13 protein-coding genes are annotated in these 13873 nt (G+C 70.8%); 10 read left to right on the top strand and 3 right to left on the bottom strand.

The window, feature by feature from the left end; all coding sequences use genetic code 11:
* Positions 1 to 4: 4 nt before the first annotated feature.
* A complete protein-coding gene (locus tag AVP41_RS15135) occupies positions 5 to 2968 on the bottom strand; it encodes an aminotransferase (RefSeq protein ID WP_067166533.1) in 2964 nt (987 codons plus the stop codon).
* 379 nt (positions 2969 to 3347) lie between these two features.
* Between AVP41_RS15135 and AVP41_RS15140 the strand changes: the two genes are divergently transcribed.
* From AVP41_RS15140 to AVP41_RS15170, 7 genes are all read left to right on the top strand, one after another.
* Entirely contained in the window at positions 3348 to 4268 is a 921-nt protein-coding gene (locus AVP41_RS15140; protein ID WP_067166536.1) for a ribokinase, read from the top strand.
* The gene (locus tag AVP41_RS15145) at positions 4265 to 5260 is read left to right on the top strand and encodes an ABC transporter permease (RefSeq protein ID WP_067166540.1); all 996 of its coding nucleotides are present in this window, start codon (positions 4265 to 4267) and stop codon (positions 5258 to 5260) included. Before AVP41_RS15140 ends, AVP41_RS15145 begins: the two co-directional genes overlap by 4 nt.
* Before the next feature lie 119 nt (positions 5261 to 5379).
* A complete protein-coding gene (locus AVP41_RS15150; protein WP_067166543.1) occupies positions 5380 to 6414 on the top strand; it encodes a sugar ABC transporter substrate-binding protein in 1035 nt (344 codons plus the stop codon).
* Positions 6414 to 7958, top strand: coding sequence for a sugar ABC transporter ATP-binding protein (locus AVP41_RS15155; RefSeq protein ID WP_082829289.1), 1545 nt, complete (start codon positions 6414 to 6416; stop codon positions 7956 to 7958). The genes AVP41_RS15150 and AVP41_RS15155 overlap by 1 nt, the downstream gene beginning before the upstream one ends.
* Before the next feature lie 35 nt (positions 7959 to 7993).
* Positions 7994 to 8449: a D-ribose pyranase gene (rbsD, locus tag AVP41_RS15160; protein ID WP_067166545.1), complete on the top strand. Its 456-nt coding sequence runs from the start codon at positions 7994 to 7996 to the stop codon at positions 8447 to 8449.
* Positions 8450 to 8508: 59 nt separating this feature from the next.
* Positions 8509 to 9219 (top strand): deoxyribose-phosphate aldolase, encoded by a 711-nt coding sequence (gene deoC, locus AVP41_RS15165; RefSeq protein ID WP_067166546.1) that lies wholly within the window; start codon positions 8509 to 8511, stop codon positions 9217 to 9219.
* 86 nt (positions 9220 to 9305) lie between these two features.
* Positions 9306 to 10064, top strand: coding sequence for a GntR family transcriptional regulator (locus AVP41_RS15170; protein WP_067166548.1), 759 nt, complete (start codon positions 9306 to 9308; stop codon positions 10062 to 10064).
* 158 nt (positions 10065 to 10222) lie between these two features.
* Here AVP41_RS15170 and AVP41_RS15175 read toward each other — a convergent pair whose 3' ends face one another.
* Positions 10223 to 11758: a serine/threonine-protein kinase gene (locus AVP41_RS15175; RefSeq protein WP_067166550.1), complete on the bottom strand. Its 1536-nt coding sequence runs from the start codon at positions 11756 to 11758 to the stop codon at positions 10223 to 10225.
* Positions 11759 to 11966: 208 nt separating this feature from the next.
* Between AVP41_RS15175 and AVP41_RS15180 the strand changes: the two genes are divergently transcribed.
* Positions 11967 to 12470: a MarR family winged helix-turn-helix transcriptional regulator gene (locus AVP41_RS15180; RefSeq protein WP_067166552.1), complete on the top strand. Its 504-nt coding sequence runs from the start codon at positions 11967 to 11969 to the stop codon at positions 12468 to 12470.
* A gap of 47 nt (positions 12471 to 12517) precedes the next feature.
* Here AVP41_RS15180 and AVP41_RS15185 read toward each other — a convergent pair whose 3' ends face one another.
* Positions 12518 to 12988, bottom strand: coding sequence for a MarR family winged helix-turn-helix transcriptional regulator (locus AVP41_RS15185; protein WP_067166554.1), 471 nt, complete (start codon positions 12986 to 12988; stop codon positions 12518 to 12520).
* Between the two features lie 137 nt (positions 12989 to 13125).
* Here AVP41_RS15185 and AVP41_RS15190 point away from each other — a divergent pair, with 137 nt between their 5' ends.
* Positions 13126 to 13503: a DUF7882 family protein gene (locus AVP41_RS15190; RefSeq protein WP_067166559.1), complete on the top strand. Its 378-nt coding sequence runs from the start codon at positions 13126 to 13128 to the stop codon at positions 13501 to 13503.
* The gene (locus tag AVP41_RS15195; RefSeq protein ID WP_197464371.1) at positions 13500 to 13841 is read left to right on the top strand and encodes a peptide ABC transporter permease; all 342 of its coding nucleotides are present in this window, start codon (positions 13500 to 13502) and stop codon (positions 13839 to 13841) included. Before AVP41_RS15190 ends, AVP41_RS15195 begins: the two co-directional genes overlap by 4 nt.
* Positions 13842 to 13873: the final 32 nt, after the last annotated feature.

The following is a 13873-nucleotide window of genomic DNA, read 5'->3' on the forward strand; positions in this document are numbered from 1 at the left end:
CGCCTTAACGGCCTTCCAGGGCGCGGGCGAAGGCGCGCACGAACGCGTCGACGTCCGCCGGTTCGAGACACAGTGGCGGCTTGATCTTCAGGACGTTCTGGTGATCGCCGGTCGGCTGCACGATCACGCCGAGCTCACGCATCCGGTCGCAGACGGCCGCGGTCTCCTCCGTCGCCGGCTCCCGAGTGACTGGATCGCGGACGAGCTCGATGCCGAGGTAGAGGCCCGAGCCATGGACCGCGCCGACGAGGGGATGTGCGAGCCCGAGCACCTGAGCGCGCAGGTAGGCACCGACCGTCCGCGCGTTCTCCTGGAGGCCCTCGTCGCGGATGACGTCGAGCACGGTCGATCCGATGACGCTCGAGAGGGGGCTTCCCCCGGTCGAGGCGAAGAAGTACCCCTCCCGTCGGTAGGCCGCGGCGATCTCCCGCGTGGTGATGACGGCGCCGAGCGGGTGGCCGTTGCCGACGGCCTTGGCGACCGTGACGATGTCGGGGACGACGCCCTGCTGCTCGAAGCCCCAGAACCACTCGCCGAGCCGGCCGAACCCGACCTGCACCTCGTCGGCGACCGCGAGGCCGCCGTGGGCACGGATGGCCGCGTAGACCGCGTCGAGATATCCCTCCGGGAGGGCCACGCCTCCCGCGTTGCCGAAGAACGTCTCCGCGACGAACGCCCCCGGCGCGTGGCCCTGCGCGGCGAGCCGTTCGATCTCCGCGACGGCCTCCGGCGCGTAGCGGACGGCCTCCTCGTCGCGATGAACTCCCCGGAAGCTGTTCGGCGCGTCGACCGTGTGTACCCAGTCGGGGCGGGTGGCCAAGGCTGCGGGATTGTCGGCGACCGACGTCGACACGGCATCGGCGAGGTCGGTCCACCCGTGGTAGGCCTCCCGGACGGCGAGCACGTCGCGGCGCCCGGTCGCCGCCCGCGCCAGGCGCAGGGCGAGATCGACGGCCTCCGATCCGCTGTTGACGAGGAACACCGTGTCGAGCGGTTCCGGGGTGAGCTCGGTCAGGCGCTCGGCGTACTCCACGACGGCGGGATAGTGGAACCGGGAGTTCGTGTTCAACGTCCGTAGCTGACGATTCGCCGCCGCGGCGATCCGCGGGTGGGCGTGACCGAGGGCCGTGACGTTGTTGACCATGTCGAGGTACACGCGTCCGTCGGTGTCGATCAGGTACTGCTTCCAGCCGCGGGCGATGATCGGAGGCGCGTCGTAGTAGTGCTCCTGCACCTCCGCGAACACCCGGTTGCGGCGCGCCAGCAGTGCCGCGGGATCGTCGCGCTCCGCCGGGGAGGGATGCCCGGGGAGGAGAGGGGAGGGGTCGGCGACCATGGCGCGCCAGGCGTCGGCCCAGGCGGGGGTGACGAAAGCGGGCACGCGCGCCCCCTCGTCGACGCTGTCGTCGCTCTCGCGCACGACGCGCACCGTGAGGCCGTGCGTGGCGGTGCCGATCGCCTCTCCTCGGCCGACCTGTCGCTCGTTCTCCGCCGCTTCTGCGAGCGGACCGCCCTCCGCGGACGCCGCCCCGAGCTCCAGACGAATGCCCGCGGCCTCGCCGTCGCCGCGCAGCACGAGTCCGGCGTCGTCGCGGGAGAGCCGGCCGTTCCACGGGGCGACGAGTGTCGCCGGGCGATCGAGGGTGACGTCGATGCCGGTCGCGACGGTGGCGGGCGCCTGTTGTGCGTGCCGGGTTGCGCGCGTCACGCGTGCCTCGCCGAACCGGGTGATCGCGGCCCGAGAGTCGGCGGCGAGTGCCCCGCGGGCGAGCCGCTCTTCGAGGGCGGGATCGAGCCACGCGCCGTCTTCGACGTCGACGCTCGCCGCGGACAGATCGAGCACGATGACGGAGTCGGCGTCGATCTCCGGCAAGAGTGGGAGGGCGGCAGGGCACTCCGCCGCCGCGGACGGGAATCCCAGGGCACTGCGCACGAGGCGCGTCGCGACGGGCAGCGGCACCGAGACCGCTGCGGCGAGGATCGCCTCCTCGTGTACGAGGTTCTCGGCCGCGTAGGCGTTGTCGGGCTCACGCGAGACCACGTGATGCCCGCTCGCCACGAGGTGAACGGCGCGCAGGACCACGAGCGGCCAGAAGGCGGACGCCTCTGCGCTCGAGAGCGGGCGCCGTCGGTGGTAGGCCCGGAGCGCTCGCACGGCGGTGGTTATATCGACGCCGTCGTGGTGCAGGAGCGACGAGAACGTGATCGCCAGCCCGCCGACGGGCCACGAGCGGTTCAGGTCGCCCAGGTCGATGACGCCGTCCGGTGTGCGCCGAACGGGGTCGCTCCACACCACGTTGTCGTCCGTGAGGTCGCCGTGGACGGCCTGTACCGGAAGGTCGTCCTCCAGCGGGGCGAGCGCCTCCCAGGCACGGTGGGTGATCGCTTCGAGACGCGAGCGGAGCGCGGGGTCGTCGAGGTGGTCGAACAGTTCGGGAAGCACCGACCGCGACTGCCGGAGATCCCACTGGTGCGGACGCTCCACTCCCGGTGCCTCGAAGTCGGAGAGCGCGAGGTCGACGCGGGCCGCGAGGTCGCCGAGCGCATCGACGACCGAGGGAGCGAGATGGCCGCTGCCCGAGAGTGTTCCGCCGTCGAGGAAGTCCAGCAACCGGACGTGCAGCACGGTGCCCTCATGCGCCACCTGAGCGACCGGTGCGCCGTCGGTGGTCGTCCTCGCTCGTGGGGCGCGGACGCCAGGGGCGCGCTCGGCGAGGTGTGCGGCGGCGGCGGACTGCGCCGTCACCTCCTCGATCGAGGTCGCCGGGTTGGCGACCTTCAGGAGCAGGCGCTCCGTGCCCGTATCGAGGAGGAAGTTCCTGTCTTCGTGACTGCCGAGGCTCCGCGCCGCCCCGGAGACGCCGAAGTGCGCGGCGGCGATCCGTTCTGCGTCCGCCTCGCTCACCAGGGGCGGGGCCTCGGGAATGAGGGATGGCGCGGTGGGGTCGGTCGACCGGTCGGTGGTCATGGTGCTCCCGTCGGGTCGAGGGGGAGGGGACGTGGCTCGGGTTCGCGGGCCTGCCGTGTTCAGGAGAGTACCGTCCGTCGTTGTCCCGGAACAGGGTCGTACCAGGCCCGGGGGAGGGGCGGGCGCGCACAACGGCGGACGTGGGAGGCGACACGCCGTGGCGTGCGCCCGGCGGGGCGGCGTGGTGCGGTGCGGATCCGCCGTTGTGCGCGGCGGGGCGACGCGGATCCGCTGTTGTGCACGACCGGGCGGTGCGGATGCGCCGGTGTGAGGCCGGGGAGGGCCCCCGACTTGACATCGCAGGCCGGGGGCCTCATGATCACATGTACATAGTTGTCCACATACAAATGTCCACTACGACGACGTACGGATCGAATCGATGAAGATTGCACTTGTCGGGAGCTACGGCGTGGGTTTGACCATGCGCGTACCGCGGATGCCCGAAGCCGGAGAGACCCTGTCGGGCGGCGCGTTCGACGCCGGACCCGGAGGAAAGGGCTCGAACCAGGCCATCGCCGCCGCGCGCCTGGGCGCCGAGGTCTCCTTCCTCACCGCCGTCGGCGACGACGACTACGGTCGGGCTGCCGCCGCGCTCTGGGCGGCCGAGTCGGTGGACGCGTCGAAGGTCGTCGTCACGCGGGAAGCCGCCACGATGGTGGGCATCATCCTGGTCGAGCCGTCGGGCGAGAACCGCATCGCGATCGCCCCCGGCGCGCTCGACGAGCTCGATGCCGCCGCGGTGGAAACCTTCCGCGCCGAGATCGCCGCCGCCGACATCCTCGTCGTCTCGATGGAGATCCCGCTTCCCGCCGCTGCCGCGGCTCTGCGCATCGGAGCGGAGGAGGGCACCCGTACGCTCCTCAACCCCGCTCCCGCCCAGCCCCTGCCCGAGGAGGTGTGGCCGTGGATCGACGTGCTCACCCCCAACCAGTCCGAGGCGCCGGTGCTTCTCGGCCTTCCCGCCGACCACGGCCACACCGACGAGGAGCTCCTCGCCCTGCTCGCCGCGCGCTCCGGCGGAAGCGTCGTGCTCACCCGCGGCGGCGAAGGAGCGCTGCTGTCGGAGGGCGGCACCGTCACGCCCGTCGCGCCCGTCCGCGTCGAGCGCGTGGTCGACACGACCGGTGCCGGGGACTCCTTCACCGCCGCCCTCGCCGTGGCGCTCGCCGAAGGCCAGAGCCTTGCCGCCGCCGCACACTTCGCCGCTGTGGCCGGTGCCCGCACCGTGACCATCGCTGGCGTCATCCCCGCCCTTCCGACCCGAGCAGACCTCGCCGACGAGACCGGAGCCGCCTCATGACCTCGACCATCGCCATCCGCACGGCCACGAGCGCCCGCTCGTTCCTCCACGCCCGCGAGGCGGGTGTGCTCGCCGCCCTCGTCCTGCTGTTCGTGCTCGGCGCGGTGCTCTCGCCCAGCTTCCTGCAGGGCGGCAACCTGCTCTCGGTCGGCCAGCAGATCGCCCAGATCGGGATCATGGCCGTCGGGGCGACGTTCGTCATCATCAACGGCGAGATCGACCTCTCCGTCGGGTCCATCTACGCGCTCGCGGCGATCTCCACCGGTATGGCGATCGCTGCCGGGGTGGCGTGGCCCGTCGCCGTGCTGATCGGCTTGGGCGCCGGGGTGATCGCGGGCCTCCTCAACGGACTCGCCGTCGTCCTCCTCGGGGTGCCGAGCTTCATCGTGACCCTCGGAAGCCTCAGCGTCTTCCGCGGCGTCGCCCTCCTCATCTCCGACGGCGCGCCCATCTCCCTCAGCTCCGACCAGCCCGGTGTCGCCGAGTTCGGGCTCCTCGGCCAGGGGCGCCTGTTCGGCATCATCCCGATGCAGTTCCTGTTCTTCCTCTTCGTGGCCGCGATCGGCGTCGTGCTGCTGTCGCGCTCGCGCCTGGGCTTCAACACCTACGCGGTCGGCGGAAACCAGGAGGCGGCACGCCTGGTCGGCATCAACGTCAAGGCCGTCAAGGTCTCGGCCTTCGTGCTGTCGGGTCTGACCGCGGCGATCGCCGGCGTGCTCGGCCTGTCCTTCCTCTCCTACGTGCAGGGCGTGACCGGCACCGGACTGGAGCTCACGGTCATCTCGGCGGTCATCATCGGCGGCGCCGCCCTGTTCGGCGGCTCGGGGACGATGTGGGGCACCGTGATCGGTGTCGCCTTCATCGGTCTCCTGCAGAACATCCTCAACATCAACGGAATCTCGTCGTTCTGGCAGACCGTCATCACCGGCCTCGTGATCGTGGCCGCCGTGGCCGCCGACACCTGGCAACGACGCCGAAAGACCAAGGCCTGACCGGGCCGATCCCCATCGCGCGCCCACGACGCGCGCGTCCGCACCGAACACTCTCACCCGATCGAGCCCTCCCACGGAGCGCTCACACCCTCACCCTCATTCGGATCAAAGGAGCACCGATGTCCCTTCGCACTCGCACCCGCCGCCTCCTGGCGTGGAGTGCCCTCGCCGTCGCCGGCGCACTCGCCCTCTCGGGCTGTGGCGCCATCACGACCGGCAGCCCCGCCGCCAGCAACAGCGCCGACGGCGGCTTCCAGGTGGCCGACTACATCCAGAAGCGCGTCGACGACGGCGAGCCGCTGCGTATCAAGCTGAGCTACCACGACCCGTCCCTCGCCTTCGCCACGCCGATCAAGGCCGGCATGGAGAAGGCCGGCAAGGAGTTCGGCGTCGACGTGCAGCTGATCGGACCGACCGGCGGCGACGCCGCCAAGCAGGTCTCCGAGCTGCAGACCCTCATCCAGCAGCAGGCCGTGGACGGACTGGCCGTCTCGTCGGCGTCCAGCGACGCGCTCAAGCCCGTGATCGCGCAGGCCTACGAGGCCGGGATCCCGATCATCTCGTTCAACACCGACAACCCCGACTCCGACCAGATGGCCTTCGTCGGCCAGGATCTCGTCGGATCGGGCGAGGCCGAAGCCAAGGAGCTCGTCTCGGTGCTCGGTGAAGGCGCCACCGGAAAGGTCGTCGTGTTCTCGCTCGACACCGGCGCGGGCTGGTCGCACGACCGCTTCAGCGGCTTCGAGGCAGGCATCAAGGGGAGCGGGCTCGAGATCGTCGGACCGGTCAACGTCGGCAACGAGCCGAGCGCCGCGTACAACATCGTCGAGTCGACGATGACCGGCCAGAGCGGCGTCGTCGCCATCGCGGGCCTGGACTGCTGCTCCACCACGGCCGCCGCCAAGTGGGTCGACCAGTCCGGCAACGCGGGCAAGATCACCATGGTCGGCTTCGACCTGCTGTCGGCCACCGCCGGCTACATCAAGGACGGCGTGCAGTCGTTCACGATCAGCCAGAACCCGTCGGAGCAGGGCTACCAGGCCGTCAAGGTCCTCGCCGACTTCCTCCAGAAGGGCACGCCGATCGAGAGCGTCGACACCGGCGCGCAGTTCATCACCCAGGCCAACCTGGCCGAAGCGACGGTGGAGGACTGATGACGATGCTCCCGCCGCAGGACGACGCCACGGCCGGCCGTGAGGTCGCCGTCCGCATCCAGGGGATCAGCCGCAGCTTCGGACCGGTGACCGCGCTCGATGACGTGAGCTTCGACATCACCGCCGGCGAGGTGACCGCACTCCTCGGCGAGAACGGCGCCGGGAAGTCCACGCTGTTGAAGATCCTCGCGGGCCTGCAGCCGCCCAGCGGCGGGAGCATCTCGGTCTTCGGGGAGGAGATCTCCTCGTACGATCCGAACACGGTGCTCACGCGCCACTCGGTGGCGATCGTCCCGCAGGAGCTCTCGCTCCTTCCCGACCGCACCGTCGCCGAGAACATCCTGGTGGGCATCGAACCGGGCAGCAGGCTCTTTCCCGCCAAGCGCCGGATGAACGAGCGGGCGGGCCAGCTGCTGTCCGAGCTCGGCCTCGACATCGACCCGCAGGCGAGCGTGCGGGGGCTGGACCTCGCCGTGCAGCAGCTCGTCGTGGTCGCCCGCGCCGTGGCCCGCGAGTGCCGCGTGCTGATCCTCGACGAGCCGACGGCCATGCTCACCCCCGCCGAGGCCGATCGCCTCTTCGCCCTGATGGACCGCCTCAAGGCGAACGGCACGACGATGGTCTACGTCTCTCACCGGATGCCCGAGGTGTTCGCCCTCTGCGACCGGTTGGAGATCCTCCGCGACGGTCGCCACGTGGCGTCGTTCCGCCGCGACGCCGTCACCCCCGAGGCCGCCGTCGCCGCGATGGTCGGGCGTGAGCTCGGCCACTTCGCGGGACGCACGGCACCGGCGGAGATCGCCGACGCGGCGCCCGCGCTGCAGCTCGACTCACTCAGCGGGCGGCGCCACCAGGACGTGAGCCTGGAGGTGCGTCCGGGGGAGATCCTCGGAATCGCGGGCCTTCCCGACTCGGGACGCGTGGAGCTGCTGGCCAACGTCTTCGGCGCCTCGCCCGCGTCGGGCGGCCGGGTGCTCATCGACGGCGTCGCCTACGACGGCCGGTCGCCCATCGCGAGCGTCGGTCGGCGCCTCGGGTTCCTCCCCGGGGAGCGACGTGCGCAGGGGATCCTCACGACGATGTCGGTCGGCGACAACATCGGGGTGCTCACCACCGCGGCCTTCGCGCGGATGGGTCTCATCCGGCGCCGTCGCCTCAACGAGAACGCGATCTCCCTCGCCCGCCGCATGCGCGTGAAGACCGCCTCGATCGATCAGCCGATCACCAACCTCTCCGGCGGCAATCAGCAGAAGGCGCTCCTGGCGCGCTGGCTGGCCGTCGACCCGCGCGTGCTCCTGCTCGACGAGCCCACGCGCGGGGTGGACGTCGGCGCGAAGGTCGAGATCTACGAGGAGATGTTCCAGCTCGCCTCCCGCGGAGTCGCGATCGTCTGCTCGTCGTCCGACCTGCCCGAGCTCCTCAGCGTGACCGACCGCATCGTCGTCATGTGCCAGGGACGCATCGCGGGCGTCCTCCCCACGGCCTCGGCGACGGAGGAATCGATCATGGCGCTGGCCACCGACGCCGTCACGAGCGCGGCCTGACCCGACGTCCCACCCACACAAGGAGAACCACAGTCATGAAGAAGCGCGGAATCCTCAACGCTCCCCTCAGCGCCGCCTTGGCCACGCTCGGCCACACCGACCTCATCATGGTCGTCGATGCCGGGTTCCCGATCCCGCCGGGGGCGAACCGCATCGACCTCGCCATCGCCGAGAACATCCCCGACCTGCGCACGGTGCTCTCCCTGATCGCCGACGAGATCGTCGTGGAAGGCGTCGTGCGCGCCGACGACGTGGTCACGAACAACCCCCGCCTCGACGAGTGGCTCCAGTCCACGTTCGACGACGCCGAGTTCACCACGCGCACCCACGCCGACGTCCTGGGCGAGCTCGCCCACCAGGCCAAGGTCATCGTCCGCACCGGCGCTTTCGAGCCCTGGGGGAACGTCGGACTGTTCTGCGGAGTCGACGTGCCCCGCTGGTTCGGCGGCGAGGGAGTGATCGCGCCCGACTATTACGCCGCCAAGCTCTGACCCCCTCCACTCGACCCGACCGACTCCCGATCCCCTCATCCGAAGAGAAAGACACTGACGTGACCGACACCACTTCGTCCGACACCCTCACCCTCACCCCGGCGCAGATGGCGCCCTACATCCAGCACACGAAGATCGAGACCGGGCTCACCCGCGACGACATGATCGCCCACGCCCGTGAGACGGCCGAGCACGGCTTCAACGCCGCGATGGTGCCGGCCTCGTGGGTGCCGCTCGTGGCGGCCGAACTGGCCGGCACCGGCATCGGGATCGCCACCGCCCTGGACTTCCCGACCGTCGGGGTCATGACCAGCGCCGGCAAGGCGGCCGAGGCCGAGCAGATCGCGAAGCAGGGGGCGACGCAGCTCGACATCGGCGTGCAGGTCGGCTGGCTCAAGAGCGGCATGTACGACGAGTTCCGCGAGGACATCGCCGGTGTGGTGCGCGCGAGCGGTCTGCCGGTCAAGGTCATGCTCGAGCTGCCGCTGCTCACCGATGCCGAGAAGGAGGCCGCCGTCGAGCTCGCGATGGACGCCGGGGTCGCGTTCCTGAAGAACGCGTCGAGCGGGCAGATCGAGACGGCGTCGCCCGAGAGCGTCCGCTTCCTCGTCGAGCGCGCACGCGAGGGCGTGCAGGTGAAGGCCTCGGGCTCGATCAAGTCCTACACCCAGGGCCTGAGCCTCCTGCGCGCGGGTGCCGTGCTGCTGGGCACGAGCGCCGGAATGGCCATCATCAGCGACTCCAGCGACGAGAACACTCAGAGCTACTGACACACTGGCAGGACTGGCCCCGCTCGCCGCCCCGAGATCCCCCGGCTCGGGCGCGGCGGGCACACCAGATCCAGAAGGAGGGTCGCGTGGACGCGACGGACGCGCAGGCGGCGGACATCCACCGGGAGCTGCCGGTGCCCATCCACGCCCAGATCTCCGACGGCTTCCGCTCCCGCATCGCGTCGGGCGAGTGGCCGGCGCACTATCGTCTCAAGAGCGAGCCGGAGCTGGCGACCGAGCTCGGAGTCAGTCGCGGCACCCTCCGCCGCGCGTTGACGACCCTGATCGACGAGGGGCTGCTGCGCCAGGTGCGCGGGCGGGGCACCTTCGTGACGTCGACGACGATCGAGCCGGCGATCGCGCAGAAACTCAGCACGCTGTCCGAGGACTTCGCCAACCAAGGGGTCGCCACCACCACCCGCGTGGTCGCGTGTGAGCTGATCGATCCGCCCCGCCCCGTGGCCGCGCTCCTCGAAGTGCCTCCCGGCGGCACCGTCCTGCGCCTCGTGCGTGTGCGGGCGGCGGAGAGCGGCCCGGTGGCACTCCTGTTCAACTACGTCCGCACCGACTTCGCGCCGGGGATCGAGCAGACCGATTTCGAGACGGCGAGCCTGTTCGGAACCCTCGAGGGCCGCTACGCCCTGCGGATCGCCTCCGCTCGACGGACCTTCAGTGCCGAGGCGGCGACTCCCGAGGTCGCCGAACTGCTCGACCTGCCCGAGGGAAGCCCCGTGCAGTACCTCGAGCAGGTGACGTATCTGTCCGACGAGCGCCCTGTGGAGTACTCGGACGTGTGGATCCACTCGGGCCGGCTCCGCGTGACGTCCCTGCTCTCGCGCCGCTGACCCTCCCGCCCGCGGGTGGCGGGTGCCGGGGGGGTGCCCGGCGCGCGGGTTGTGCCGGGTGCACAACGGCGGATCGCTGAGGTGACACGCCGGGGTGTGGCAGTCCTGTGCGGCGTGTCGGGCGTGGGATCCGCCATTGTGTCGCGCGGGGGACGGCGTCAGCGGCGACCGTTTCCGTTCCCGCTTCCGTTCCCGTTCCCGTTCCCATTCCCATTCCCATTCCCATTCCGGGATCTATTCCCGTTCTGGGATCCGTTCCCCTTCCCGTTGTTCCCCGCACCGGGCGCGCCCTTGCCCTCGCCGCCGCCCGTGCCGCCGGCGTCCTCGGCATCATCCGAGGTGGACTGATTGCCGGGCGTCGTGTCGGTCGACGGGTCGGCGTCGCCGGCGGTGTCGATCGTGGGCGACGAAGGCACGGGATCGGCGATCCGTGCCGGCTCGCTGACCGACGGCGACGGAGTGGACGCCGTCGTCGGAGAGGCGCTCCACGTGACCCACGTGGTCAGGGCGGCCACCAGGACGGCGGCCGCCGTGACAGACGCCCATGCCGTCGCGCGCCGGCGGCTCGCCGCTCGTCGTCGGATCCGACGGCGGGGCGGCGGCGGCGCCGCGGTGGCACGTGTGCGCGGAGGCGACTCCACCGGCGGCGCGGCGACCTCGATCGGGACGGTGGGAGTCGCCAGAGCTCTGCTGCGGCGCTCGGGATCGGAAGGCTCGCCCTCGGCAGGCGTCGGTCGCGTTCCCGCGGATCCGATCGAGTCCAGCGGGGCACTCGGCGCGGTGACAACCGCTCCCGTGACCGCCCGGGTCGCCGTGACCGCCCCCTGGGACGCCCTCTCCGAGAGGAATGCTCCCGACGGCGCGATCGCTCGCAGGGCGAGGACCACCTGGAGGGCGTCCGGCCGGTCGCCGGGTTCCCTCGCGAGCATGTGCGTCAGGAGGTCGCGCCATGGCGCGCTCAGGCTCTCGGGAACGTCGGGATCCCGCTGCAATCGTGCGAAGAGCTGCTCGTTTCCGATGGCGGGGGCGAACGCCCTCGTTCCCGTCGCCGCTTCCCGCAGGACGAGACCGAGGCTATAGATGTCGGCGGCGCACGCGGGGGGAGCGCCCCGCACTTGCTCGGGGGCGAGGTATCCGGCTGTGCCGACGGCGAGGCCCGGCCGGGTCAGTCGCGCCGAGTCCACGAGGTGGGCGATCCCGAAGTCGGCGAGTTTGGCGCGCACCGGCATGCCCGGCACGCGCGAGGGGCGCAACAGGATGTTCGACGGCTTGATGTCGCGATGAACGATCCCGGCATCGTGGACCACGTGCAGTCCCTCCGCCAGGTCCTCGGCGACCGCGTGCAGTTCCCGGGGGCCGAGCGCTCCTGCGTCGAGCCGATCGGCGAGAGTGGGGCCCTCCAGCAGTTCCATCACGAGGTAGCGGGGTCCGTCGCCGCGCAGACGCGCGTCGTACAGGGTGACGAGCGAGGGATGGCTCAACGAGGCCAGCAGGATCGTCTCCGAGCGCATGCGATCGTCGAGGGGGACATCCGCCGCGGCATCGTGGACCACTTTGACGGCGACGTTGCGGCCGAGAAGCAGGTCGTGGGCGCGGAAGACGCGTCCCATGCCGCCCACGCCGATGACGGCGTCCAGGCGGTAGCGTCCGTCGAGCACGTCCTTCGGCGCGGGCGCGTCGCCGCCCGCACTCATCGCCGTCTCCGTACCCGCATGGCGTCAGGCTAGTGAACGACGCGTGTCGGCATCCCGGGCTTGCGCGCGGCCTCGAGACGTGCAAGCAGCGTCGGCGTCGGAGGCGCGGCGAGCCCGGACGTGCGCCCCGCTCGGTGCCGGACGGGGTGATGACCGCGATTGTCAAGGGCTGGATCGTTCCCCGGGTCCATCGGCGAGAATAGGACGGATGACTGGGGGAACCGACACCGGTGCGTCGTACTGGTACGCCGACGAAGGCGACGTGCGCAGCACCGCCGTGCTCGAGGCGATGCGGGCCTACCGCGCCGCCGAGGTGGCGATGCGCCGCCGCACGCAGCAGTCGATGGACATGGGGGAGAACGAGCTCCTGGTGCTCCGCTTCCTCGCCCGAGCCTCCCAGCGCAACGAGCTCGTGACTCCGGTCCACCTCAGTCGCTACCTCGGCATCACTTCCGCGTCGACCACCGCGCTCCTGGACCGGCTGGCGCGCAGTGGTCACATCACGCGTGAGCCGCACCCCACCGATCGCCGGAGCGTGACGATCCGATCCAGCGCGCGGGCGGAAGAGGAGATCCGGGACACGCTCGGTGCGATGCACGAGCGGATGATGTCGGTCGTGCGGCCGATGGCGCCGGCGGATCGCGCCGTGGTCGTCGCATTCCTCGATGCGATGCGCGACGCCGTCGACAGCATCGACGCGCACGAGTCCTGATACCAACGCCGCCCGCCGACTGAGCGCGCCGGGTCAGGAGCGTCGATTCAGGAGCGAGGGGTGCCGATGGCGTCGGCCGCCTCGGTCAGCGCGGCGAGGTAGGAGACGACGGTCGCCCGCGCATCGGGATCGAGCGCGGCACTCAGGTCGTGCAGTCGCGTCTCGAACGCCTCGAGGGTCGAGGCGACGGCGGCCTCGGCCGCGGGCGTCGCAGCGATGAGGATGCTCCGCCGATCGGTCGGGTGGCTGATGCGCTCCACCATCCCCGATCGCTCCAGGCGGTCGAGAAGGGCCGTGGTCGAGGCCGAGGAGATGTCGAGGTGCCGGGCGATCTCGCTCGGTTTGACGTCGTGATCCTCGTCGCGTTCGTGAAGGAGATACCTCACGATGGCGATCTCGTTGTCGCTCATCCCCGTCTCCGACCGGATCCGGAGGGTCATCGCGCTGTCGGCAAGCCGGAACCGCCGGTAGGCGTCGATGAGCGCATCGACCGTCAGGTCCTGCGTCACGTCCGTCATCTCGTCTCCTCGCCCCGTCGGGTCTGGTTCTGCTTGCACGACCACAATACAGCCTGTGAAGTATCTCGCTTGACTAACTACTTTTATTGTGAGTAACCTTTCAGGCAAGCAACCAATGAAGCGAGGGAGAACACACGATGGGTCGCCTCTACTACGGAAACACCACCGACGCGATCGAACTGCCCGACCGCATGCTCGCTCATCTGCGGATCGTCGCCTCCACGAAGCTCCGCCGGTCGGAGAGTTTCACGGTGTCGTGGACCCACTCCTCCGACGACGGGGAAGGGCGCTCGACCATCTGGCTGCACTGCTCGATCCCGCTGCGATTCGACTTCGATCGCGTCGGAGCCGAGCAGATCGATCGCGCCTACCTCGAGCAGCTCGCACAGGAGGCGGCTTCCTCGAACGGCATCGTCTTCGATCTCACCGAGGAGACGCGGACCGCACCGGTTGCCCATACGGACATTCCCCGCTCCGACATCGCCGGCCCCGAGCCCGCGCGGAGGGCCGCATGAGCGCCCCCGCCTGGCCATTGGACGCCCTCGTGCCCGCTCGTCCCACCTGGGCGCGGGTCGACACCGACTTCTACGTCGCCTCGCGGGACGGCGAGTTCGTCGGCTACGTGGATCGCGCGGCCGATGGCACCTACATCGCCTTCGACGGACGGTCGACGCCCGTCGGTCGCTACGACGATCTGCGCGACGCCCAGCGCGCCGCCGAAGGTGTGACGTCTCCGACCGAAGCGCGCCGGCGCCGGCGCGTCACCCGCGTCTTGCAGAAGACGGCCGCGGTCACCGGAGTGGTCGCTGGTGGAGTCGCGCTCACGGCGGGGGCCCTGGCGCCCTACCTCTGATCGCGACGGCCTCAGGCTCTGATCGCGACGGC

The sequence above is a fragment of the Microbacterium sp. TNHR37B genome (genome assembly GCF_001620065.1).
GTDB lineage: Bacteria > Actinomycetota > Actinomycetes > Actinomycetales > Microbacteriaceae > Microbacterium.